The organism is Nocardia sp. NPDC050435, assembly GCF_040655395.1.
Classification (GTDB): domain Bacteria; phylum Actinomycetota; class Actinomycetes; order Mycobacteriales; family Mycobacteriaceae; genus Nocardia.
This window is the reverse complement of record NZ_JBFAJW010000007.1, coordinates 187,181-211,856: the sequence shown is the minus strand read 5'-3', so window position 1 is coordinate 211,856 and position 24,676 is coordinate 187,181. Positions and strand designations below refer to the sequence as shown.

19 protein-coding genes are annotated in these 24,676 nt (G+C 67.9%); 14 read left to right on the top strand and 5 right to left on the bottom strand.

Annotated features, from left to right (window positions below):
* Positions 1-8: 8 nt before the first annotated feature.
* The 9 genes from AB0I43_RS22490 (at position 9) to AB0I43_RS22450 (ending at position 10,482) form a co-directional block, all read left to right on the top strand.
* Positions 9-1,526, top strand: a complete 1,518-nt coding sequence (locus AB0I43_RS22490) for a serine/threonine-protein kinase (protein WP_356973869.1) — start codon at positions 9-11, stop codon at positions 1,524-1,526.
* Between the two features lie 92 nt (positions 1,527-1,618).
* Entirely contained in the window at positions 1,619-2,815 is a 1,197-nt protein-coding gene (locus tag AB0I43_RS22485) for a hypothetical protein (RefSeq protein WP_356973868.1), read from the top strand.
* Positions 2,812-3,972, top strand: coding sequence for a hypothetical protein (locus tag AB0I43_RS22480; RefSeq protein WP_356973867.1), 1,161 nt, complete (start codon positions 2,812-2,814; stop codon positions 3,970-3,972). Before AB0I43_RS22485 ends, AB0I43_RS22480 begins: the two co-directional genes overlap by 4 nt.
* Positions 3,973-4,127: 155 nt before the next feature.
* Positions 4,128-5,237, top strand: coding sequence for a hypothetical protein (locus AB0I43_RS22475; RefSeq protein WP_356973866.1), 1,110 nt, complete (start codon positions 4,128-4,130; stop codon positions 5,235-5,237).
* Complete coding sequence (locus tag AB0I43_RS22470; protein ID WP_357432627.1) at positions 5,125-6,444, top strand: hypothetical protein; 1,320 nt, start codon at positions 5,125-5,127, stop codon at positions 6,442-6,444. Before AB0I43_RS22475 ends, AB0I43_RS22470 begins: the two co-directional genes overlap by 113 nt.
* Positions 6,441-7,667 (top strand): hypothetical protein, encoded by a 1,227-nt coding sequence (locus tag AB0I43_RS22465; RefSeq protein ID WP_356973864.1) that lies wholly within the window; start codon positions 6,441-6,443, stop codon positions 7,665-7,667. Before AB0I43_RS22470 ends, AB0I43_RS22465 begins: the two co-directional genes overlap by 4 nt.
* Positions 7,668-7,769: 102 nt before the next feature.
* A complete protein-coding gene (locus tag AB0I43_RS22460) occupies positions 7,770-9,419 on the top strand; it encodes a protein kinase (protein WP_356973863.1) in 1,650 nt (549 codons plus the stop codon).
* Positions 9,420-9,826: 407 nt separating this feature from the next.
* Positions 9,827-10,159 carry a WXG100 family type VII secretion target gene (locus tag AB0I43_RS22455; RefSeq protein WP_356973862.1) on the top strand — a complete coding sequence of 111 codons (333 nt, stop codon included), beginning with the start codon at positions 9,827-9,829 and terminating at the stop codon, positions 10,157-10,159.
* Between the two features lie 35 nt (positions 10,160-10,194).
* Positions 10,195-10,482 (top strand): WXG100 family type VII secretion target, encoded by a 288-nt coding sequence (locus AB0I43_RS22450; protein WP_356973861.1) that lies wholly within the window; start codon positions 10,195-10,197, stop codon positions 10,480-10,482.
* 19 nt (positions 10,483-10,501) lie between these two features.
* Here the strand turns inward: AB0I43_RS22450 and AB0I43_RS22445 are convergent, their stop codons facing one another.
* Genes AB0I43_RS22445 through eccCa form a run of 3 tightly spaced genes read right to left on the bottom strand, consistent with a single transcriptional unit; the run spans position 10,502 to position 16,271 of the window.
* The gene (locus tag AB0I43_RS22445) at positions 10,502-10,714 is read right to left on the bottom strand and encodes an NUDIX hydrolase (RefSeq protein ID WP_356973860.1); all 213 of its coding nucleotides are present in this window, start codon (positions 10,712-10,714) and stop codon (positions 10,502-10,504) included.
* A gap of 32 nt (positions 10,715-10,746) precedes the next feature.
* A complete protein-coding gene (locus AB0I43_RS22440) occupies positions 10,747-12,216 on the bottom strand; it encodes a type VII secretion-associated protein (protein ID WP_356973859.1) in 1,470 nt (489 codons plus the stop codon).
* A complete protein-coding gene (gene eccCa / locus AB0I43_RS22435) occupies positions 12,216-16,271 on the bottom strand; it encodes a type VII secretion protein EccCa (RefSeq protein WP_356973858.1) in 4,056 nt (1,351 codons plus the stop codon). The genes AB0I43_RS22440 and eccCa overlap by 1 nt, the downstream gene beginning before the upstream one ends.
* 254 nt (positions 16,272-16,525) lie before the next feature.
* Between eccCa and eccD the strand changes: the two genes are divergently transcribed.
* The 4 genes from eccD (at position 16,526) to AB0I43_RS22415 (ending at position 20,810) form a co-directional block, all read left to right on the top strand.
* Positions 16,526-17,992, top strand: a complete 1,467-nt coding sequence (gene eccD, locus AB0I43_RS22430; RefSeq protein ID WP_356973857.1) for a type VII secretion integral membrane protein EccD — start codon at positions 16,526-16,528, stop codon at positions 17,990-17,992.
* Positions 17,993-18,033: 41 nt separating this feature from the next.
* Positions 18,034-19,404: a type VII secretion-associated serine protease mycosin gene (gene mycP / locus AB0I43_RS22425; RefSeq protein ID WP_356973856.1), complete on the top strand. Its 1,371-nt coding sequence runs from the start codon at positions 18,034-18,036 to the stop codon at positions 19,402-19,404.
* Between the two features lie 114 nt (positions 19,405-19,518).
* Positions 19,519-20,274 carry a potassium channel family protein gene (locus AB0I43_RS22420; RefSeq protein WP_356973854.1) on the top strand — a complete coding sequence of 252 codons (756 nt, stop codon included), beginning with the start codon at positions 19,519-19,521 and terminating at the stop codon, positions 20,272-20,274.
* A 56-nt stretch (positions 20,275-20,330) separates the two neighbouring features.
* Complete coding sequence (locus tag AB0I43_RS22415) at positions 20,331-20,810, top strand: hypothetical protein (RefSeq protein WP_356973853.1); 480 nt, start codon at positions 20,331-20,333, stop codon at positions 20,808-20,810.
* Here AB0I43_RS22415 and eccB read toward each other — a convergent pair.
* Positions 20,807-22,294, bottom strand: a complete 1,488-nt coding sequence (eccB, locus tag AB0I43_RS22410) for a type VII secretion protein EccB (protein WP_356973852.1) — start codon at positions 22,292-22,294, stop codon at positions 20,807-20,809. The two genes, AB0I43_RS22415 and eccB, sit on opposite strands and share 4 nt — an antisense overlap.
* A gap of 112 nt (positions 22,295-22,406) precedes the next feature.
* On the opposite strand from eccB, the gene eccE reads away from it, so the two are divergent.
* Positions 22,407-24,065, top strand: coding sequence for a type VII secretion protein EccE (eccE, locus tag AB0I43_RS22405; RefSeq protein ID WP_356973850.1), 1,659 nt, complete (start codon positions 22,407-22,409; stop codon positions 24,063-24,065).
* Between the two features lie 4 nt (positions 24,066-24,069).
* On the opposite strand, the gene AB0I43_RS22400 is transcribed toward eccE, so the two are convergent.
* The gene (locus AB0I43_RS22400) at positions 24,070-24,630 is read right to left on the bottom strand and encodes an NAD(P)H-dependent oxidoreductase (protein WP_356973849.1); all 561 of its coding nucleotides are present in this window, start codon (positions 24,628-24,630) and stop codon (positions 24,070-24,072) included.
* Positions 24,631-24,676: the final 46 nt, after the last annotated feature.

The following is a 24,676-nucleotide window of genomic DNA, read 5'->3' as shown; positions in this document are numbered from 1 at the left end:
GAGAGACAATGCGCCCAGGCACCGTCGTCGGCGGCTACCGGATCGAGGGGATACTCGGCGCCGGCGGCATGGGTACGGTCTACCTGGCCCGGCATCCCACGCTCCCCCGCACCGACGCCATCAAGGTGCTCAGCGCGGAGCACACGGCCGACGACGAATTCCGGGCCCGATTCGAGCGCGAGGCCAATCTCGCGGCGGGGCTGGATCATCCGAACATCGTCTCGGTGTACAACCGAGGCGAGGAACACGGCCAGCTGTGGATCGCGATGCAGTACGTGCGCGGCACGGATGTGGCCGCGGTCCTGGAACGCGACCCGCGCTCGATGAATCCCGTTCGCGCGCTGCGGATCATCACCGAGGTCGGCAAAGGTCTGGATTACGCGCACCGGAAAGGTCTGCTGCACCGCGATATCAAACCGGCCAACTTCCTGCTCGCGCACGAGGACGGCGACGAGGAACGGGTGCTGCTCACCGATTTCGGGGTGGCGAAATCCGCCGACGACGCCGGCGAGCTCACCCGGACCGGCACCTTCCTGGCCACCATCGCCTACGCCTCACCCGAGCAGCTCTCCGGCGAGCATCTGGATCCGCGCTCGGACATCTACAGCCTGGCCTGCTCGCTGTACAAGCTGCTGACCGGCCAGAACCCGTTCCCCGGCACGCAACCGGCGATGGTGATGATGGGCCATCTGCAGCAGCCGCCGCCGCGGGTGAGCGTCGCGAACCCGGGGTTGCCCGTCGCGCTGGACCACGTGTTCGCGCGGGCGATGGCCAAGAATCCGGCCGAGCGATATGCCACCTGCCGGGAATTCACCGACGCCGCCGCCCGCGCGCTCGGCGGCGAGGCGCCCCTCCACACCGCGCCGACTTTTCCGGTGCAGGCAGCGCCGGGAGCCGTCACTGATCGCTGGACGCCCGAGCCCGCGCGGACGGGCCGGTGGCTCGCGATCACCGCGGCCGCCGTCGTGGTCGTTCTGGCGGTCGGCGGCGGAATCTGGCTCGCCGGCCGGGACAGCTCCGGCGCCGCCACCGCGGCGCCGCCCTCGACCACCCGCCCGGTCAGCACGCTGCCGCCGAAAGAGCAAGCACGCAGCGATAATCCGAAATTCGCGGGCACCCCGATCCTGATGGTCGACATCACCGGAACCGGCCGCGAAGACGAACCCGACCTGGGCGTGTTCCTGCAGGGCACGGCCCCGGCCGGTTTCCTGGGCGAGCTCGGCTTCGTCTACAACCAGTATTTCGCGCCGCGACGCGACGAGAAGTCGCCGCGCGCGATCCCCAAGGACCAGATCAGCACCGCTTTCAACGCCGTCACCGGCGGCTACATCCTCGCCGTGCGCAGCGACGCCCGCGCCGGGGGCGGCGGTCTGCTCGGTCTGCCGCACAGCCTGCTCACCGCGAAGGCGACGGTGCTGGTCCTCGATGACGCGCAGGCGGTCAACGCCCTGCGCTACTGGTCCTCGGATTCCGAGCAGGTGCTGTTGAACAAGCTGGTTCCGGTACTGAAAGCGGGCGTGCAGTAGCCGCCGCTGCCGGGTCCGCGATTCCAGTAGGATCGCGGCAGCTGAACGAGCGAGCGGGGAGGAGCGTCGTGCCGAGGGGATGGCGTAGGGGCGTGCGGATTTGGGGATCCGCGCTCGCCCTGCTGGTTTCCGGATGCGCGACGGTGCCGGGGCAGGCGCTACCCGGCATGTCCCCGGTCGATCTGGCCCGGCTGAATATCGGCGCGTTCGAAGGCAAGCCGGTCGATACGGTGTCCGCGCCGGACACCAAGAGCGAGGTCTTCGCCATCGAATCCCGGCGCATGCTGGGCTATCTCGCCGCGCCCTACGAGGTGGACGCCGAACTGGCCACGCTCATGGACACCCGGCTGCTCGATGCCGGCAGCAGTGGGCTGTTCAGTGAAAACACCGGCGCGATGCCGCCGGCCTTCAAGCCGGTCTGGGAGCGGAACTACCTGATCGCCGGGGCCTTCACCACCCGTTCCAACAATCAGGTGCGCACCCTGAAGATCCTGACCGTCGGCCTGCTCCGCTTTCCCACCGAGGCGTTGGCGCGCACCGCCGCGGCCGAAATGGCTGCGGCTACCGAGGAACTCCAGCCCGGCCGCCACCCGATCGCCGTCGACGGCTACAGCGACATCCATGCCAGCTCGGCCGACGACACGCGCGGCTACCTCTACGCCGCCCGCGGCCCCGTCGTGGTGATGGCCAAAGCCACGCTGCCGGTGGCCGATCCGAGGGCTCTGGGCACGCAGTTGAAGAAGACCTTGGATCTGCAGTTCGCGAAGCTCGACCGGTTCACCCCGACTCCGGTCGACGACATCCTCGACCTTCCCCTCAATCCCGACGCGATGCTGCGCCGCGCACTCCCGCCGGCCAAGGAAGAGAGCGATTTCGACGTGCGCGCGGAACTCGTCGCGGTCTACGAACCGTCGGCGCACCTGCACCTGGAACGCGGCGGCGCGGAACTGAAGCAGGCCTTCGAAGACGACGGCGTCGATCTCGTCGCCCAGAACGCCGGAACCGTGTACCGCACCAGAGATCTCGCCGCCGCCTTCCACCTCCAGCAGGTGCTGCTGCGCCTGGGCCGCAACGACGAGATCATCGACCGTCCCCCGCCGCTCGCCGACGCCGGATGCGTGAAACTCGATGCCGAGGAACCCATCCTGAGCCTGGAGTACCTGTGTGCCGTGGTGTACGGCCGCTACGTCGCGGTCGTCGGCTCCAAGGGCAGAGGCGGCGACCGATTCGACGCCACCCTCTATCAACGTGCCGCCGCGCAGTATTCGATCCTGGCGAAGAGCGAATGAGCGCCCGCTCGCTCCGGGTCGCGCTCGCGAGCGCGGTCGTCCTCAGCCTGCTCGCCGGATGCGGCGGCAGCGGTTCCGACGCCGGCGGCCCGGCCGCACCATCGAAACTCGATCACGGAAACTATCCAACGGTCCCCCGCGACCTGGAGAAGGAACGGACTCCCGAAACCGGCGCGATTCAGGAAGCCATTCGTCTGGCCGGCTTCGTACCGTTGCCGATGGACCTGGACAACCGCCTGGTCTTCGGTACCGCCGGCACGAAAAAGCTGACCGCGCAGCATCCTCCGGTCGGCTGGGTCGACCCGAACGACAAATTCGCCGAGGTCGTCCCCGGGCTCATCGCCGGCTGGCGCACCAAGGGCTCGCGCCGCACGCAGGCCCACCTCGGCCTCAACGTCGAATTATCGCTGCTGCGTTTCGGTTCCGCGGAGCAGGCGACGCACGCGATGAACGTCCTCCCCGGCGAGACGCACAAGAAGTACCCGCCGAAAGGCCCACTGGAGATCCCCGGCTACCCCGGCCAGACCTTCCACACCCAGTTCGACGCGGTCGAGAGCTGGATCGCCCGCGGCGACCTGCTGGTCAAGATCTACGTCTCCAACGCTCTGGCGGTCCCACCCGATCCCGCTCCCCTGCTCGACACCGCCAAACGGTTCCTGGACAAACAGTTCGAACTGCTGAAGGGCTACACCCCCACTCCCGTCGACAAACTGCCGGACCTCCCCGTCGATCCCGAAGGCCTGCTCGCCCGCACCCTCCCGGTGGACAAGCCCGGCACCTACGACGACCCCACCGGCGTCTACCCCGTCGCCGCCGAACTCCACCTGCGCACCCGCCCCGACCTCATGCGCCGCACCTATACCGACGCCCGGGTCGACCTGATCGCCACCGCCGGCTCCCAGCTCTACCGCACCGGCGACCCCGCGGCCGCCCAGCGCCTGCTCGCCGCCCTCACCGCCGCCGTCCCCACCGACTTCGCCCCCTACGACAGCCCACCCGGCCTGCCCGACGCCAAGTGCTTCAAGAAACGCATCGGCGTCAGCCTCACCTGCTACCTGACCTATGAACATCTGCTGGCCGAAGTCGTCGCCGCACAGCCGCAAGACCTGAACCAGAGGCTCGCCGCACAGTACAAACTGCTGGTACACGGGCGGTAGGGCGGTCACGTAAGATCGCGGCGAGATCTGGAAGGAGGGGGAGAGTGGTATTCGGGGGAAGGGGCCGAGGGAGGCTACCGGCGCTACTCGCCGTTGTCCTCGTCGCCGGGGTGGGCTGCTCGGCTGTGACGGTCGCGGGCAATCCGCAACCCGCGATGACACCGGTCGATCTGGCGATTCTCAAGACCGGACCGCATCTACGGGAACCGAGCGAATTCGACCCGGATATCAACACCATCGGAGATCTCCGCCGGCTCGAGGCCCGCCGGATGCTCAACAATCTGGCCCTGCCGACCGATATCGACAGCGAGATCTCCGAGGTCGGCACGGTAGAGCTCTTCACCCACGCGACCTCGCCCTGGGATCTCTCGGTTCTCCCCGAGAAATACCAACCCGCCGCTGTCGACAACAACCTCCTGGTCGGGGCCTACGTGTCCCGCATCAACGAAAGCCTGCGCAAACGGAAAAAGCTGATCATCTCGCTACTGCGGTTTCCCACGGCCGCGCAGAGCCAGAAGGCGGCGGCGGACTTCGATGCGATCACCAACGCCGAGAACAATCGGCACCCGCTCGTGATCGAGGGATACCCCGAAGCACGCACTTCTTCCGCCGACGACGTCACGTCGCTGACGTTCATGCCCCGCGACAATTTCGTCGTTCTCGTGAACGCGGGTGTGCCCCAGCCGGATCCAGCGGCGCTCGCGACGGTGGTCAAGAAGACGATCGACCGGCAGCTCACGCTGCTGCGAGATTTCCGGCCCATGCCGTTCGACGATCTGCTGGATATCCCGATCGATCCGGACAGCATCCTCCGGCGCGCCCTGCCGAAGTCTCCCGACAACAGCGACCCATTCCTCGTGAAATGGGACTTCGGCGCCATGTCCCCCGCCGCGGAACTGCACTACGAACGCAATCCACTCGCCGTGAAGGCGGCGTTCGAAGCGAGTGGGGTCGACCTGATCGGCCGCCGGGGCGGGATCGTGTATCGCACCCGCGATCTCCCGGGCGCGTACCACTTGCAATCCGTTCTGGTGAAGACCGGAAAGAACGACGAGGTACTACCGGCACCGCCCGGCCTGCCCGATACCCGGTGCATCCGGCTGGACGTGGTCGACGAGATTCGGAACTTCGATGAGATGTGCGCTGTGATCCGTGGCCGATATGTCGCGCTGGTTTTCACGAAGTCGAGAATCGGCGGCGGCGTCAATCCGGATCTCTATCAGCGCGCCGCTGCCCAGTACTCGATTCTCGCGAACAGTGAGTGAGGACGCCGTGCGCCTACGAAAGTTCCTCGTCCTCGCCATGGCCACCGCCACGCTGTCGACCGCCGGTTGCGGAGGCGACGACAACACATCCAGCCCCGGCATCGATGTCACGAAAATCGATTCCGGAAACTTTCAAGCCATGCCCTGGGATGTCGAGAAGACCCGGACGCAACTGACCGGTGTCGCACTCGAGGACGTACGGATCAGCAACTCCATGGCCCTGCCGTTCGAGATCGACGGCAGGTACCCCTATCAACGGTTGGTGTCTCCCGAACGGCGCGTCACCGCCAGCACCCTGCCGGAAATCCATTCGCTGAGCACGGAGGAAGTCCGGGAGCTGTCAGCGGGATTCATCGCCGGCGCCGATACCAGCGCCGAGCGGCGACAGATCTCACCCCTGCTCAGTAGCTATATCGAGATGACGGCGCTGCGCTTTCCGGATGCCGCCCAGGCCGCGGCAGCGACACTTCGGATCGCCGACCGGCAAGCCACGAATCTGCCCGGGGAAACTCTCCAGGTGCCCGATTTCCCGCAGGCTCGCGCGAAATGGTCCGCGAGCAAGAAGTACATGGACGCCTGGCTGACGCAGGACGCGATGGTGCTGTACGTCCACATCGGGGACCCTGCCAACGACCCGCCGGACTTGGCTGCGCTCCTCGGATTGGTGCGGCACGCCTTCGCCGGGCAGACCGAACGTCTGAAGGGCTACACGCCGACACCCGCCGACCAACTCGGGTCGTTGCCGATGGACACCGATGGGCTACTGAGCCGGACCTTGCCCTGGGATACGCAACAGCAGCGCAACAAGCAGTGGGATCAGTCCGCGATCATGCCGCCGCAAACCGCGCTGCATTTCGATATGCGGCCGGCGTTGACCAAGGCCGCGTTCGACGATGCCGGAGTCGATCTCGTCGCGTACGCGCAATCGCGGATCTATCGGACCCGGGATTCGGCCGCCGCGGCCCGCCTGGTGTCGGCGCTGATCGATCAGCGCTCGGAAGGCTGGCAGCCGATGGACAGCCCGCCGAATATGCCCGGAGTCCGTTGTGTGACAACCAAACCGATGAGCTTCGGTGCCGACCGCTACCCTCCGACCTGCTTCCCCACCTACGGGAAGCTCGTCGCGCAGGTCGCCGGGAAGAACGTCCAGGAACTCCAGCAGAAGGCCGCCGCACAGTACAAGCTACTTGCCTACGGGGACGCATGAAGCTCACCAACGGATCGAAACCGGCCAGAGCCGCCGGAGCGCTGCTCATGGCCGCGGCCCTGATCGCCGGGGCCGTCGCCTGCGGCTCGGAGGTGCCCGGCACCGCGGTCCGCCTCCAACCCGACCTGTCGAAAATCGATGTCGGCAACTATCAGTCCAAGCCCCGGCACATCGGAAACGCCAAGAACGAGAAGCAAGCTCGGGCGCGCGAAGCGCAGCGCCTGGCCGATTTCGTCCTCCTGCCGTACGAGGCCGATCCGGCCTATGTCGAGGACTCCTGGGGTTTGCGGTCGCACATCGTGCTGAACCGCAAGACGCTCGGCAATCTGGTCATCAACGACACCTTCGACGAGGTGGCCCAGGCATTGGTGTCCGGCTGGGTCAATGCCTGGAGCACCGCCCCCAATGGCGAAGACAAGCGTCGCACGGCGAATATCGCCGTGCTGATGTTCCCGGACGCCGCGACCGCACAGGAGGTGGGTCCGGCGCTGGAACACGACGACTTCACCTATAACCGGGAGAATCAGCCGGTTGCCATCGCCAGGCCCGGCACCACCGCGCACTGGCGGCCGGGTGTCTCCTCGATCGGTTCCTGGACCGTCCATGATCGGTATGTGGTGTTCGTCAAGGTCACCGACGACACCACGGCGCCCGATCTGCCCGCGCTGATCGGGCACGTCGAGCGGATGGTCGACGCGCAGCTGCCACTGCTGGACAAGTTCCAGCCGACGCCGGCCGCGGAGCTCCTCCGCGTCCCCCTCGATCCGCCCGGTGTGCTGGGGCGCACGCTACCCAGCAATCCGGAGTTCCCGAACCGCGCGGAACCGGACGGCTTCTACACCGGCCGCGGTGCCATGACGCTGTTCGCCCGTGCGGACCCGAATACCTTGCCGACGCTGACCGACAGTGAGATCGAGTTCGTCTCCTTCGGCGACGCCGTGGTTTTCCGCGGTCGGACCGCCAAGGGCATCGACGCGCTCTGGGACAAATGGAAGCTGTCGAAAGACCTCGAGGAGAACGAAAAACTCGTCGATCCACCCACCGGCCTCGCGGAGAATGCCGAGTGCCGCGCCGAATACACCGGCTCCGGCGAAGACAAAAGGCTGGCCGGGCACCTGTGCATGCTGCGGATCGACCGCTACATCGTCCAAGCCCGCAGCAAGCAACTGCAAGACCTGCACCAGAAGATCTCCGCGCAGTTCGCCCTGCTGACCACTGCCTGATCGAGCGCGGCCCGAATAGCGAGTCGTATCCGGGGCAGCGGCTTGCTAGATTTCTCCGGAGCGCTCGTGCTCGGCGCGTTCGACATCGTTTAGGAGGACCGAATGGCGTTGCGGCCCGGCGCGATCGTGGGTGGGTACCGGGTTATTCAGCAGCTGGGTAGCGGCGGCATGGGCACGGTGTATCTGGCTCAGAACCCGATCCTCCCCCGGCGCGACGCCTTGAAGGTACTCAGCTCCGAGCTGTCCGAGGACGCCGAATTCCGCGCGCGGTTCGAGCGGGAAGCCAATCTTGCCGCAGGACTGGACCATCCGAACATCGTCGCGGTGTACAACCGTGGCGAGGAGGACGGCCAGCTCTGGATCGCGATGCAGTACATCGAGGGCACCGACGCCGCCGAGGAGGCGAAGAAGGGGCCCTCGGTCATGACGCCGCAGCGCGCGTTGCGAATCGTCGCCGAGGTCGGCAAGGGCTTGGACTACGCGCACCGGCGCGGGCTGCTGCATCGCGACGTGAAGCCCGCCAACTTTCTGCTCTCCGCGCCCGAGGAGGGCGACGAGGAGCGGGTGCTGCTCACCGACTTCGGCGTCGCCAAGTCCGCCGAAGACGGGCAGGATCTCACGCAGACCGGAAACTTCATGGCGACGGTGGCCTACGCGCCGCCCGAGCAGCTGGTCGGCACCAGTCTGGACCCGCGCGCCGACATCTACAGCCTGGGCTGCGCTTTCTTCAGGCTGGTGACGGGCCAGAACCCGTACCCGTCGACCATGCCGGCGGTAGTCATGATGGGTCACCTGCACGAGCCACCGCCGAAGATCAGCGCGGCCCGGCCCGGGCTGCCGCCGGCACTCGACGGCGTGATCGAGAAAGTCATGGCCAAGGACCCGGCCGACCGGTACGCGACCTGTCGCGAATTCGTAGTGGACGCGCAGGCCGCGCTGTACGGCACGCCCGCTCATCACCGCGCGCCCGGCTACGAGACCGATCCGCGCGCGACGCTGCCGTCGTATTCCAACACCTGGAGTCCGGCGGCCGGGCATCCGACCGAGCCGCACACGCCGGTTCCCGGTTACCGCGAGCCGCACACACCGGTTCCCCCGTACAACTCGGCGCCGCCTCCGACCGACCCGCGCGCCGCTCATCGGGCGGCCACCGAGAAAACAGATCAGTCCCTGGTGACGACGGCCCGCAACGGCCATTCCGGATCTTCGTCGCGTTCACGGAAATTGCTGCTGCCCGTCGTCCTCGGTGTGGTTGCTCTACTCGCGATCGCGGCGGGCACCTTCTTCCTCACCCGAGGGGGCGGCTCGCCGGGCGGCGGGGGTAGCACGCTTGCCGATATTCGCGAGCAGAACCCGGCATTCGAAGGCAAGACGGTCACCGCGTTCAATTACGGGAACGCGACCTTGTCCGTGGTGCTCAATCCGAGTTCACAGGCCAAATTCCTCACCGATATCGGATTCCGGTACAGCACGAAGTACAAGGCCGTCGGAGACGAGAAATCGCCTCGGCAGGTGTCGGTCACCGGCTCTTCGTCCGATGTCGATTCCGAAGTGATCGTCGTGTTCCGCACCGACAAGGACGCTGGAAACGGCGGCTTCCGCGGGTTGCCGACCGGCCTGGCCAACAGCTCCGCGAAGGTCGTGGTCGTGGACGAGTTGAGCACGGTACAGGCATTCCAGGTCTGGACCGATCAGTCGCAGGGCGTGCTGGCCGACAAGCTCGTCCCGGTAATCGCCAAAGTGGTGAAGTAGACCTCCCCCGCGCTTCGCGCCGCTATCCTGGCCACGAGTCGGTGACCTGGGGATAGCGGCTATTGCGCTCGGTAATCGCTGTAGCGCGAGGAGATCGCATTCGGTAGGGTAAGCCCCAGCCAGCCCACTCGCGGACAAGTTGTAGCGAGCAGGGGGAAGGAGGGGATCACGCGCTGGCTAGCGACCGATGCGACGGCACCGCGGTCGAGATGTCCGGGGGGATCTCATCTAGACCCCCGTCCTCGGTGTAGCTGGTCGACTTTCGCGCCGGGCCACGAGCCGCGACAACCTCCGCCAAATCTCTTTGGAACTGGATGGAACCGATCGGGCCCAGGACGCGTCCAACATTATGAAACCGGTCAACTGACACCTCGGATGTTGACAGTGAGCAGGAGGAGGAAGCCCGGATGGGTAACCAGCAATTCGTTGCAACTACTGATGAGATCAATGCGAAGGCGAAAGAGTTCCAGGAGCAGCACGATCGCCTGATGGCCTCGATCCGGACGCTGAAGAGCGATGAGGACAACGTCACCAACGGCGCCAACTGGCAAGGCGCGGCGCGTGACGCCTTCAACGCGTTCATGGAGCGGTACTACGTGCAGGCCGACAAGATGAACGACAAGCTCATGGAGACCGCGGACAAGCTCTTCAAGATGAGCAACTCGTTCGACGAGAACGTCAACGACCACGCCGCGAAGGTCCAGGCTCAGATGTCGAGCCTCGATCTGCCCGCGCTCTGATCTCCAGACTTATTCTCACTCACTAGGAGCTACACATGAGCAAGCCTATCTCCGCGAATTTCGAGGGTGTCGAGGCCGGCGCGCAGCAGATCGTCAAGCGCGCCGAGACCATCGGTCAGGAACTCCAGGACTTCCACTCGAAGGTCGACGCGTTCTTCCAGACCCAGGGTGGTGCCGCCAAGGAGGCCGCGCAGCAGTTCCAGGCCACCTGGAACAACCACGTCCGTCAGCTGAACGAGACCCTGAGTGGCGCGGGCACCCTGGTCAGCACCGGTAACTCGGAGCTGCAGAGCACCGACCAGGCCATGGCCAACCTCTTCTGACATCCGCTCAGAACACTATTCAGGCCCCCAGCTCATGCTGGGGGCCTGAGTTGTTCTCGGGGGCGGCATACGGCGGCTCGTCCGCCTCGACTATGCCGCCGGGCACTTCCCAGTAGTCCTGGTAGGTCGGCTCGACGAGCAGCACTCGATCCGACTCGTCGACGAACAAGGCGCCGGCGCCGATTCGTTTGCGCGGCAGCGATCTTGCGTAGTGGGCGAGTTCGGAGTCCATGCCGCACAACACTATTCGACCGGCACCGCCGACTACTCCGGCATGATATGCACCGAGCCGGTGAGCTTCTCGCACGTCTCCTTCAGCTGGTCCCAGCCGTTGTCCTTGTACTGGCAGCCGATATTGGCCTGCACGCCGTATTCCACCAGGACGAACCAGCGGACGGTGGAGCCGTCGCCGGGCTTTTCCAGGTAGGACAGGCCCGAGCGGCCGCCGAAGACGACGTCGCGGCGGAGGTCGCTGAGGCTCGGCTTGGCCTTCATCTTCGATTCCAGGTCGGCGGCGACCTGGCCGTAGCCGGCGCCGGGGGCGACCTTGGTCTGGGTCAGCGTGATGCGCTGTTTGGTGCCGTCGAACGGGGTCAGTTCGACGCGGCTGCCGTCGGCGGCGGGCTTGATGGTCCACAGGTCGGGGCCGACGAAGCTGAGGCGGCCGAACTTCTCCTGGCCTTCCGGGCCGGGCGGGGCCGGCTTGTCCGAGGGGCCGGGGCCGGGCGGCGGGGCGGCGCTGGTGGCGGCTACGGCACTGGTCGTGACTTGCGCGACCGGATCGCCCTCGTCTTTCCCGCCGCTCAGCAGCGCCACGGTGGTGATGGCGCCGATCACCAGGACGAGAACCGCTGCGACAGAACCGAATATCAGCGCGGTCTTGCGGCGCTGCGGGGCCTGCTGGGCGGCCGCGCGTTCGCGCAGCGGCTGCATCCATTCGTTGGACGGCATGACCGGGGCCTGCGGCTCCGGGAGGCGCTCGGGCTCCACCTGCTGCGGGCCGCGTACCAAGTCCACTCCTGAGATCGGCCGCAGATCCACCTCTGGTCCGCAGCTGTGTTGCACAACCGACCTGATCAGGTCGAGCTTGGCCGGGTCGGCGACGCCCAGGATCTGGACGACGTCGGCGGGGCGGCCGTCCAGCAGCCGGGCCAGGAGATCACCCAGCCGATCCAGCGCGGTCGGTTCGAGCCCGTTTCCCGCGAGGGTGAGTTCGGGTTCGAACTCGGTGGATTCGATGTGCACGCCCTGATGACTGCGCACCACGGTGGTCGCCGTCGTGGACACCGAGCCGAATTCCACGACCACGGTGCGGCGGCTGCGGGCGGTGCCCTCGTCGGCGGAAACCGCGCGAAATGCGGTGTCCTCGAACACGACCTCGTGCGCGAAGCGCCGCACGGCATCGTCGAGCATGCCGCGGCGGGCCGAACCCCACTCGGTCGGGCAGACCACCGTGACCTGATCGCACGGGGTGGCGACGCCGAGGTTGTCGAAGATGGTGCCGACGATGTGGGTCAGCGACTCGACCACCGTGGGCACCCGGGGTAGCAGCGCGATGCGGTCCGCGGGGACGAACTGCACCGCGGAGGACACCTGGGTCGGGGGCGCCAGCGACTCACCGACGACCAGATTTCCGTTGCTGCCCAGCACGATCGAGGGCGGCACGTTCCAGTGGGTGGCGGGACCGACAGCCCACACGCGGGTGTCGGTCACCACCAGTTCGACTCGCGACATCACTCGGCCTGCGGCATCCAGGCGGTCTGGATCAGGCCCTGGGCGTTACGCGTGATGAAGGTGCCGCGGCCGGGCGGCAGGATGCTCGGGCGCACCGTCCCCAGCAGCACACCTTCGTCCTTCGGGCAGCTCATCAGCAGACCCGCGGAACCGAGATCCTTCATCCGCGCCAGCGCGCCGCCGTACATGGCGCGACCGGCGCCGCCCGCGCGGCGCGCGATGATCAGGTGGAAGCCGACATCGCGGGCGTGCGGGATGTATTCGACCAGCGGCGAGACCGGGTCGCCCATCGACGTGGCGACCAGGTCGTAGTCGTCGATGATCACGTACAGCTCCGGGCCGGTGAGCCAGGCGCGGTCCCGCAGCTGCTGCGGCGTCACGTCGGCGGGGGCCTGCCGCTTCTCCAGATACCCGGCCAGATCGGCCATGTTCTGGGTGAACTTCGGTGCGGTGGAACCGTATCCGGCCTGGTACCCCTCGGGGATCAGGCCGAGCAGGCCGCGCCGGTAGTCGCCGACGATGAATCGGGCGGTGTCCGGTGTGTTGACCGCCGCGATGCCCTCGATGATCGAGCGCAGCAGCGTCGTCTTCCCGGATTCGGTGTCGCCGAGAATGATGAAGTGCGGCGTCTCGTTGAAATCGAGATACACCGGCGCCAGCTCGGCTTCGTTGATGCCGATCGGAATCCGCATGTTGCGGCGGCTCCGATCGATCTGGGACGGGAAGTTGCCGGCCGCCGCGAGCAGCTGCTCGCGGTGCAGCACCTCGGGCAGCATGCGCGCCGCGGGCGCCGGGCGGCCGGGGGTGAGGCGGGCGATCGTCGAAACCGCTTCCTGCACGGCCTGACCCAAGGTCTCCGGGTCGGAGCTGCCGTCGATGCGCGGCAGGCCGGTCAGCATGTGCAAGGTCTCCGGCGTCATACCGCGGCCGGGGCGGCCCTGCGGGACCAGGGCCGCGAACTTACGGCCGAAGTCGGAGTCCATCGGGTCACCGAGGCGCAGCTCGATGCGGGTGCCGATCTGGTCCTTGAGCGCGGGCCGGGCCTCGGCCCAGCGGGCCAGCGCGATGACGACGTGCACACCGTAGGACAGACCCTGCACGGCCAGGTTCATGATGGGCTGCTCGAGCGGATCGAAATCCTGGCGGATCGAGCCGAAGCCGTCGATCACCAGGAACACGTCACCGAAGGGGTCCTCGTGCGCGCCCGCGGCGGCGGGGCTGGAAGACGGATCCAGCGAACGGAGCCGCCGGAACTCGGCCATCGACTCGATGTTCAACTGCCGGAAGCGCAATTCGCGCGCCCGCACGATGGCGGTGGCCTCGGCGACGGTGCGCCGGACCTTGTCCTCGTCCATGCGGCCCGCGACCGAACCGACGTGCGGCAGGCCCTCGAGGCTGGCCAGGGTGCCGCCACCGAAATCGAGGCAGTAGAACTGCACCTGCTCGGCGGTGTGGGTCATCGACATCGACATGATCAGCGTGCGCAGGGCCGTCGACTTGCCGGACTGCGGGCCACCGACGATCGCCACGTTGCCGCGCGCGCCGGACAGGTCCACCACGAGGTTGTCGCGGCGCTGATCGTAGGGCCGGTCGACGATGCCGATCGGGGCGCGCAGGCTCGCGATCGCGGAGTACTCGCCGGTCAGGATCGAGCGCGGGTTCAGGACGTCCAGCGTGGGCGCCTCGTCCAGCGGCGGCAGCCAGATCTCGTGCGCGGGGCGGCCGTGGCCGCGGATGCGCGAGACGAGCATGTTGACGTTGGAGATCTGCTCGCCGTCTTCGTTGATGTGCTCCGTCTCCTCGTCCGCGCCGGACGAGGTGGGCAGCGGCACCCGGTCGATGGCCCGGAAGTCCACGTGGTGCGCGGTGAAAGGCCGTGCCTTGACGTCGATTTCGCCGCCCGCGACACCCGCCTGGGTGACATCGCGCTGCGAACCGCCGCCGACGTAGGGCCCGGAGACATAGGACGCCTGGAAGCGCTGGATCTCGCCCGAGTCGGACTTGAGGTAACCACCACCGGGGATGCCGGGCAGGTTGTAGGCGTCGGGGACGCCGAGCACCTGGCGGGATTCGTTGGCGGAGAAAGTCTTCAGGCCGATCCGGTAGGACAGGTGCGATTCCAGGCCCTTGAGCTTGCCCTCCTCCAGCCGCTGCGAGGCGAGCAGCAGGTGCACGTGCAGCGAGCGGCCCAGGCGGCCGATCATCACGAACAGCTCCGCGAAATCCGGGTGCTGGGTGAGCAATTCGGAGAACTCGTCGAGCACCACGAACAGCGCGGGCAGCGGGTCCAGGTCGGCGCCGGCGGCGCGGGCCTTCTCGTACTCGGAGACGTTGGCGAAGTTGCCGGCTTGGCGCAGCACTTCCTGGCGGCGGTTCATCTCGCCGGCCAGCGCGTCGCGCATACGGTCGACGAGGTCGGCTTCCTCTTCCAGGTTGGTGATGACCGCGGCGACGTGCGGCACGCCGTCCAGGCCGAGGAAGGTCGCGCCGCCCTTGAAGTCGACCAGGACCAGGTTGAGCTGGTCCGGGGAGTGCGTCGCGAGCAGCGAGAGCACCAGGGTGCGCAGGAATTCCGACTTACCGGAACCGGTCGCGCCGATGCACAGGCCGTGCGGGCCCATGCCGCTCTCCGCGGCTTCCTTGATGTCCAGTTCCACCGGCAGGCCGTCGGCGCCGACGCCGAACGGGACGCGCAGGCGTTCCCGCCCGTAGCGCGGACGCCAGGCGTGCTCGGGGTTGAAGGTGCCGATGTCGCCCAGGCTCATCAGCTGGGCCCAGGTCGAAATGACCTCGGCCTCACTGGATTCCACGTCGCTGGACTTCTGCGTGGCGGCCCGGTACGGCGCCAGGCGGCGGGCCACCTGCTGGGCCTGCTGGCTGCTGATCCGGTCGATGGTGGCGAAACGTTCCTGGTTGCCGGTGGCGCCGCGGCCGATGCACTCACCATTCTCGATGACCATCTTGATGCCGCGCGAAACCGCCAGGCGCGGAGCGTATCCGCACAGGTCGATGATGGTGACGCCCTCGTAGCCGGACTCGCGCAGCTGATCGTCCTCGGCCTCGAGCAGGCCGCCGTCGACCACGATGACGATATGCACCAGGTTCGCGTTGGCGGGCTGGTTGCGCGAGTAGCGCACGCGGGTGGCCAGCAGCGGGTGCAGGCTGGCCATGGCTTCGCGGATGGAGCCGTAGAACATGCGCTGGGTGCCGATGCCGTCCTGGGCATCCGGGTGCTGGGTGTGCGGGAGCCACTTGGTCCACTCCCACTCGCGGGCCGTGTCCGGGCCCGCGACGATGGCGACCAGCACCTGGTCGGGCGCCTGGAACATGCACAGCTGCAACAGCATCGCGCGCGTCATGTCGCGGGCTTCGGCGCGGTCGCCGTCCAGCGCGATGGTCGCGAAGCCCTTCACCGCGATGGCGGTGGGCAGATCGGGGACCGTGGAGTGCGCGCGCACGAAGCGCCGCAGCGACACCGCGGCGATGGGTTCGAGCTCCTCGACCGGGCCGGTTTCCGGCGCGACCAGGCGGGTGGCCAGGCGCTGGCCGCCGATGCCGATGCGGGCGTGACAGAAATCCTTGTCGCCGGCGCGGCGCTCCCACATCCGGCTGGTGCCGGCGAGCATCCAGATCAGCGCCGGTTCGGGATGGCTCCACTCCACGGAAGCGCGCTGCTGCGTAGCGGTTTCGTTGACGTCGCGGCGGACCTGATCGAGGTAGCGCAGATAGTCTTTGCGATCCTCGTTGGCCTCGGCCGCCTTCTGCCCCTTGCCCCCGCCCTGACCGGCGAACATGCCGACCATCGAGAACATCATCATCATCGGGAACATCATGGTCATCGGGTTGGAGCCGATCGAGCCCAGACCGCCCTGATTGGTGATGAGCAGCGCCATCATGCCGACCATGCCGACGATCATGACGACCGGCATCATCTTGCCGAGCAGGTTGCCCGGTGTCACCCGGGGGATCTCGGGAGGTGGCTGCAGCGTGACTTCGCCGCCGGGTGTACGTGGCATCTCCCGACGCGCACGCCTCTGAAACCGGACAGTACTCACGACCGAACCTCGCTAGCGCTCGGCTCGGCCGAGAGTACTGGCGTAGCTGTGTTTATCGACCGCTCGCTGCGCTCGCTCATGCTGAAGCGAATCCCCCTCTTGAAAAGCTTGCGACTTCGGCCTCAGTGTAGAGGCGGCCGTCGACCTGTCGTAGAGTACGACCAGCATTCTGCTGCCCAGGTGATGGGTACGCAAGCTCGCCTGCTGCGTGCGAGCCTGCGGAAAGACAGAGGTTAGACCGATTTGGGGGAAGCTTGACGCACGCGCGACTTGACCACATCGAAGAAGACTCCTCGCGCGGAATCGTCCGTGCGCCGGATCTGGCGCGAGTCACCATTCTGGCGAAACACACCCAGGTGGATATGGCGATCCCGGTGGACGTTCCCGTCGCCCTGGTGATCCCCAGCGTCGTCGACATGGTCGCCCAGCACAGCCGTTCCAACGACTTCGACAACGAGGGCGAGCGCTTCGAGCCCGCCGAGTGGGTACTCGCCCGCATCGGTCATCCCCCGTTCTCCAACTCGCTCAGCCTCGGCGAGCACGGGGTGCGCGACGGCGAGTTACTCATGCTGGAATCGGCCTCGCAGACCGCGCCGGTTCCGCTGTTCGACGACATCATGTACAACGTCGCGATCGCCGACGCCGACCACTACCGCAGCTGGACGCCCAAGACCGCGCGGATCACCGGATCGGTCCTGGCCGCGCTGACGATGATCGTCGGCTGCCTCGGCCTGCTGCTCTCGCCCGAGGCGATGCCGGAGTGGGTCAGCGGCTCCATCGCCCTGGGCATCGCGATCCTGCTGGTCGTGGCGGGCATGGTGCTCAGCCGCATGTACGGCGACACCGCGACGGCACTGGTACTCGGGGGATGTGCGCTGCCGGCGGCGTTCACGGCGGGCATGCTCTACGTCCCCGACCATTACGGCTGGGCCCATCTGCTGCTCGGCTCGGTGCTGCTGGGCGCGACAGCGATCCTGGCCTGGCGCGTGACCGGCGTCGGCCTGGCCCTGTTCATCGGCGCGGCCACCCTCGCGGTGTACGCGGTGCCCGCGTCCCTGGTCGGACTGCTCACCGATCAGTCGACCAAGGCGATCGGCGCGGTGGCCGCCGCGCTCGGGCTCGCGGGTCTGTCGCTCTCGCCGCGCATCTCGATGCTGCTCTCGAAGCTGCCGTTGCCCCCGGTCCCCTCCCCCGGCACCCCGATCGACCCGACCGAGGACGACCCGGACGACCATCGCGCGCTGCCCACCATGGAGGCGCTGCGCCAGAAGTCCGAACGCGCCCGCATGTACCTCGGCGGCCTGGTCACCGCGACCACGCTGATCACCGTGGTCGGCGCGCTCACCGGCACCGACCCGGCGGCCGGCGGTCCGTACTGGCCCGGCATCTCCCTGGCCCTGGTGTGCGCGGCCGTGCTGATGTTCCGCAGCCGCACCTACGCGGGCGCCGAGCAGGCGGTGGTGCTGATCGTCGGCGGCGCGTCCATCGTGCTGCTCATGCTCGTCGGCGCGAGCCTGGAAATGGACATGCCGCTGGCCGTCTTCGGCGCGGCCATGCTGATCCTGGTGGTGGCCCTGATCCTCGGCATCATCATCCCGAACCAGGAGGCCACGCCGCCGATGCGGCGCGGCGTCGAACTGCTCGAATACGCCTTCGTGGCCGCCGTGCTGCCGCTGGTGTTCTGGGTGGCCTCGCTCTACTCGCTCGTGCGCGGACTGTGAAGGGTTCACTACGGGTCGTCGCGGTCGCGGCCACTCTGGGGTTGAGTGCTTCCTTCGGGATCGGGGCCGATGCCGGTGTGGCGCTGGCGGATCGGCCGCCGACCGTGAATCCGGCACTGCGACCGGCGGGCGATCCGGCCGTCCCGCCGGACAAGACGGAGCGTCCGTCCACCGGCACCTGCAACAGCACCGTCAAGGGCGGCGAGGGCACCTCGATTCCGACCGCGCAGCGCTCGCTGGATCTGGAGCGCGCCTGGAAGTTCTCCAAGGGCGCGGGGCAGGTCGTGGCGGTCATCGATACCGGCGTGGTGCGGCATCCGCGGCTGCCCGGCCTGATGGCCGAGGGCGATTTCGTCGCGAATCCCGGTGACGGCACCGAGGATTGCGACGCCCACGGCACCTTCGTCGCCGGGATCATCGCGGCCTCGCAGGTCGAGGGTCAGGGCTTCGCGGGGGTCGCCCCGGAGGCCCGGATCATGACGATCCGCCAGACCAGCACCAAGTATCAGAAGGAAGGCGCCTCGCGCGACAAGCCCGCCGACGCCCTGCCCGAGGGCTACGGCTACGTCAGCACCATGGCCTCGGCCGTGGTGCGCGCGGTCGACAAGGGCGCGACGATCATCAATATCTCCGAGGTCTGGTGCGGTCCGCAGAACGACGCGGACGGCGTGCTCGGCGCGGCGCTGCAGTACGCGGTGGAACGGGACGTGGTCGTCGTCGCGGCGGCGGGCAACACGGATACCTGCAAGACCGAGAACAAGGTCATCGATCCGCTGAATCCCACCGCGGATCCGTGGAGCAATGTCAGCCTCAATGTCGCCCCGGCCCGCTGGGACGAGTACGTGCTGTCGGTGGGTTCCATCGACTCCAACGGCGCACCGTCGAAGTTCACCGTCGCCGGGCCGTGGCTGAGTGTGGCCGCGCCCGGCGAGAACATGACCTCGCTCAATCCGATCTTGGACGACAAGGGTCAGTGGGGCACCTCGATCGGCAAGCTGAACGAGCGCGGGGAGCAGTCGCCGATCAGCGGCACCAGTTTCGCGGCGCCGATCGTGTCCGGCGTGGTCGCGCTGGTGCGGGCCCGGTTCCCGGAGCTGAGCGCCCGCGAGGTGATGAAGCGGATCCAGGCCACTGCGCACGCCCCGGCCGAGGGCTGGAACAAGTACATCGGGTACGGCGCGGTCGACCCGATCGCGGCGCTGACCGAGGTCGTGACCGCCGAGTTGCCGCCGAAGGTGCCCACACCGGCCAAGAGCCAGCAGCTCGCGGTGCCGAAAGCGCCGAAGCCGCCGGACCATACGGCCCGCAATGTGGCCCTGATCGGCACCGGCGTCATCGCCGCGGCCCTGATCCTCGGTTACCTGGCGTCGTTCCCGATCCGCCGCAAGTTCGGCGTCAGCCGGGACGAGTAGCTCGGCCTGGGCACGGAACCCGGGGGTTCCGTGCCCATCGCCGGTGACCTGGCAGTACCGTCTGGTCAGCGGCGCGACGGACGCCGCGCCGGATCGATTGCAGGTAGTTCGCCCATGTCCGACAATTCCGCACCCCTGAGCCGCCGGCGCGCGTGGGAACGGGCCACCAGTCTGCCGATGATGGCGCTGGCGCTGTTGTTTCTCGGCGTCTACGCCTGGCACGTGCTCGACACCGGGGCTTCGCCGACGCTGGATACCTGGCTGACCCGGGTCGATATCGCGATCTGGGTCCTGTTCGCGGCCGATTTCACGATCCGGGTGTGGCTGTCCGGCAATCGCTGGCGCTTCCTGCGTTCACATCCGGTCGAGTTGCTGATCGTGCTGCTACCGCCGTTCCGCCCGCTGCGGTTGCTGCGTGCGGCGCTGCTGTTGCTCGACACCTTGAACCGCAGCACCCTCACCCGCGCGCGCATGGCCGTTTTCGTCGGCGCCAGCTCGCTGTTGACGCTCACGCTGTGCAGCCTGGCGTTCTTCGACGCGGAATACGGTCAGCCGGACAGCAAGGTCACCAATTTCGGTGACGCGCTGTGGTGGTCGGCGGTCTCGGTCACGACCGTCGGCTACGGCGACGTCTACCCCGTCACCACCGAGGGCCGGTTGATCTCGCTGGTGCTGATGACCTTCGGCATCGGCCTGATCAGTTTCGCGATCGGCACCACCACCAGCTGGGTGATGGATCAGCTGAAGGCCGTCGAGGCCACCGCCGAGGCCACCGACCGCGAGATCACCCTGCTGGTGCAGGAGGTGCGCGCGCTGCGCACCGAGGTGGCGGAATTGCGCGACGGGAAACAAGCGCAGCCGACCTCCTGAGGTGCGAGGATAACCGGGCCCACGATCGAAGTGGTTGCTAGCGAGCGGGGTTCGGCATGAGCAGTGTGGGAGCGACGGCAAGTGCCGGGCGCGGCCAGTTGACCGGGCGGCAGGCGGCGGCGGTCACGCTGGCCGTCCTGGGCGCCTTGCTCTGGGCGTTCGAGACCATGGAGGCGTGGGACAAGTCCACGCGGCCGAAGTTCCAGGGGGGCACCTACATTCACCTCGGCGGCTTCGGGCTCAGCGCCTATCAGGTCCTGGTCGTGGCAACCTACGCCTTCGCCCTCGTCACCGCGTTGCTGCTGCTGGGCGCGTTGCTGATCGCGGTGCGGCGCTACGGAATCGGCCGCTACCTGGTGGGTGCGGCCTGCGTGCTGGTCCTGCTCGGGCAGCTGGTGGTGCTGGTCTTGACGCTGCTGCGCTACGACTCGTTCTACAATCCGCCGGCCAGTTTCGCCGCCACCGAGCTGCTGATGCTCTGCCCGCTGCTCACGCTGTGGTGCGTCGCGAAACGCACCACAGCGCACGGCCGCTAGCCGCTGGCCTTGCCGACGGTCTGCTTGGCCGGCGACGGATCGGGCGAGACGCCGTCGTGCGCGACCATCGCCTCCTCACGGCCCAAAGTCGGCCCGTTGGCGAGCAATCCGACGATCGGCCAGGGCGCGGGCTCGGGCTTCACCCCGGCATCGGTGTCCATGCCCAGGGCCTTCTGCGCGTCGGCGTTCTTGATGCCGTAGCGCACGCCGGTGTCGGCGATGTAGAACATGCTGTCCTTGCGCCGGCTGTCGGGCTCGATGCCGGTGGTCTGCACGAACGCGCCGCTGGCCGGGGGGATGTAGACGGAGTCGGCGTTGGCGCCGGAGCCGTCGGCCTGCGCCAGCGGGACGGTCTTGGCGTTGTCCGGGATGGGCAGCTTCACGCCGGTGAGGATGTTCAGATCGGCGCGCTTGCCGTCCTTGTTGTCCGCGGCCTCCGGGATCGGCTTCCAGGACATGCAGCTGACGAGCTGATCATCCTGCGACACCAGTCTGGGTGCGAGCCTGGGGTATTCGTCGACCAGCAGCGCCTTGGACACCGGGGCGCCGGTGCGCTCGGCCTGGCTGATCCGGATGTCGTCGGAGATCTTGGGATTGGAGTTGCGGATGATGTCGGCGGTCAGCCGTGAGACCGGCTGCAGGCCGTCGGCCAGCACCACGTAGAAGGTGTCGGCTTCGGAGGGCACCTGGACGACGTCGCCGACGCGGTGGTTGTTGATCGGGTAGGACACCGAACCGCCGAGGTTGTCGAACTTCGGCGCCTTCAGCGGCAGCACCTCGGGGATCGCGTTCAGCAGGCCCTCACTGACCTTCTGCACCTTCTCGCCGGTGATGCCCAGCGCGTCGGTGACCGCGCGCTCGGTCATGTCGACCTCGGCCCGCTTGCTGTCGTACACCAGGTAGGTCTTGTCCTTGGCCTGCACCAGCAGCGCCTTGTCGCCGGGCATGACCGCGGCCTTGGCGCCCAATTCGGGGTTGCCCGCCATGACGGTCGTGGTGAGATCGGTGCTGCCCGCGCCGGTCCGGACATCGCACACCGTCCAGGTCCGGCCCTTGCCGTCCTTCTCGAACCGCAGCGCGGCGGGCGCGCCGGGGATGCCGATGAGCTGACCGCGCGGCTTCTTGCCGAGCTCGGATTCCTTCACCGTGGTCGCCTTGCCGGATTCCCCCGAGGCCAGCCGGGCCGAGGCGAGGTTCAGCGCGGGGTGCACGACGTCGTTGATCACGACGTAGACGCCGCCGGATTCCTTGCCGATCAGCAGGGTGTTGGAGCCGATCTTGTCTTGCGGGCGCAGCAGCGCGAGGATGCCGCAGCCGGCCAGCACCACGATGCCGAGCACCAGGCCGACGGCGTACGCGCGGGACTGCGAACGCATCGGATCGTGCAGCATGCGCACGTCCCGGCGCACCAGCGCGTGCTCCATGCGCCGGACCAGGAAGCGGTAACCGCTCACCTGCCAGCGTGTAGTGGGCTTTGAAGGCATCTTTCCTCCCCCGAACAGTGCTCTCGTCCGGGCAACACAGTACAGTTCCCGGGGAGTCTTGTTCAGCTCGACCGGTGGAAAGCGGTCGATATCGGGTACTTGGGGGACGAAGTTGGCCGAATCAACCGGGGCAGGTCCGCGCCCGCTCTTTGGCCGGATCTCACTGCAGAATCTCCTGGTCGCACAGGTTGTCGCGCTGGTCTTCGGCCTGGGTGCGCTGATCGCCGGGCTGGACAAGTGGATCGCCCTCGGCATCGCCGTTGTGGCCGCGGCGATTCCGCTGATCCCGATTGCCAAGCGCACCATCCTGGACTGGATCGCGACCTGGTGGCGCTACCTCACCAAGACCGACTACCAGATCGGCGACACCGTCGATTTCCGCGGCCCCGACGACCGCTCGCTCGGCCTGTACTGGGACGGCAGTCGCGTCGTCACCGTCGTGGAGGTGCTGCCCCCGCGCGGCGGCCTCACCCGGATCTCGTCGTCCACCGTGCACGCCTCGCACCTGCTGCCGCTGCCCGAGCTGGCCAAATGCCTCAACCAGCACGACATCCTGCTCAGCGGCATCGACATCATCAGCCACGGGCACCGCAGCCGGGCCGGCACCCCCGCCGGCAAGATCTACGAGTCGCTGCTCGGCCCGCTGCCCGCCACCGCGCACCGCGCCGTCTGGCTGGCCATCAGCTTCGACGCCATCGCCTGCCCGGGGGCCTCGGCCCGGCGCGGCGGCGGCACCGACGGGGCCTCACGCGCGGTAACCATTGCGACGCAACGGATCATGCGCACGCTCGAAGACGCCGATTGCAGCGCCCGCATCCTCACCGCCCCGGAGATCCGCAAGTCGGTCCTGCAGATCACCGCCGGTTTCGATCCGCGCAATCTCACCCATCGCTGGCGCTACGCCGAGATCGGCAACGCCGTGAACATCGGCGCGGCCGTGGATCCCAAGCGCCTCGGCTCCGACCTGCTCGCCCAGCTGTGGGTGGCGCCCTCGCGCGGCACCACCGTGGCGGTGCGGTTGCGGCCGGGCAGCTCCGCGGAAACCGTGAGCATCGGCGCCGCCTGGCGGCTGACCGCGCGCGAACTGCCGGAGCGCAGCAAGCTCAAGGGCATGATCTCGATGGCGGGGCGGCACCGTGACGGCCTGCTCGCGCACCTGCCGCTGGCCGCGCCCGGCGTCGACGACACCGTCCCGATGACCGAGTACCCGATCGACGTGATCGGCGCCCTGCACCTGCCGTCCTCGGGCTGCGGCCAGCTGATCGGCTCCGACGAGGAGAACCAGGGTGTCGCGGTTCGTATTATCGGACAGGGCATTTCGACGGTCTACGTGGCGGGCGAGCTGTATCTGGCACAGCAGCTGGTGTTCCGGGCGCTGGCCGTCGGCGAGCGCATCCTGATCCGCACCGATCGCGCGCACGCGTGGGAGCAGCTGGTGCAGACCGTCGGCAATCCGGAGCGGCTCACCATCGCCGTCGAAACCCACCAGTCCGACGCGGGTTTCACCGCGACCGTGGTCGACGGCGTGCTCGCGCCCGCGCCGCACGCCGGTGTCACCACGATCTACGTCACCGGGGATCCGATGGGCTGGCCCGCCACCCGCCCCGACCTGTCGGTGCACCAGCCCGGCGCGATCGGCAACCACGTCATCCTGCGCACGGGCACCGCCCAGGTGGATCTGACGCTGGTCTCGATCCCGCGCGAGGCCACCTACATCGGGCATCCGCGCGGTCGGCAGCGGCAGATGCAGGGCGCCGGTCCGGGCCGCTGACCGGCTATCCCGGGTAGGGCATGGAGTTCCGGGCGGCCCGCAGCGTCGTCGCCCACCAGGTCAATTGGGTCAGCAGGCGGCCGGCCGCATCGATGGCGGCGCCGTCCTGCGTGGCACCCGTGCGATCGAACTGGCGCTTGGCCTGGTGGAAGCTGACCGTTTCCCGGGCCGAGACCATGTGCAGTTCCGCCACCACCTGACGGAGTTGCTCCACCGCCCGCAACCCGCCGGAGAGGCCGCCGTAGGAGACGAATCCGATGGGCTTGGCCCGCCATTCGTGTTTCGCGGTGTCGAAGGCGGTCTTCAGGGACGCCGGGTAGCCGTGGTTGTACTCCGAGGTGACCGCGACGAAGGCGTCGGCAGCCGCGAGCCGGGCCCGGAACGGGGCGCTGCCGGGCCCCTCGGTGAGGTTCTCCGGCAGCCCGGCCTCGCGCAGATCGAGGACGCCGGTGTCGAATTCGGGCCGGGTTCGCGCGGTGTGCACGAACCAATCGGCGACGACCGGGGCGAATCGTTCCGGTCGCACGCTGGCGACGATGACCTCGAGCCGCAAAGGGTTCTCCACGCCAGCGAGCCTAGTGGGCGCGCCCGGTTCCGCCGGGTACCGCGGG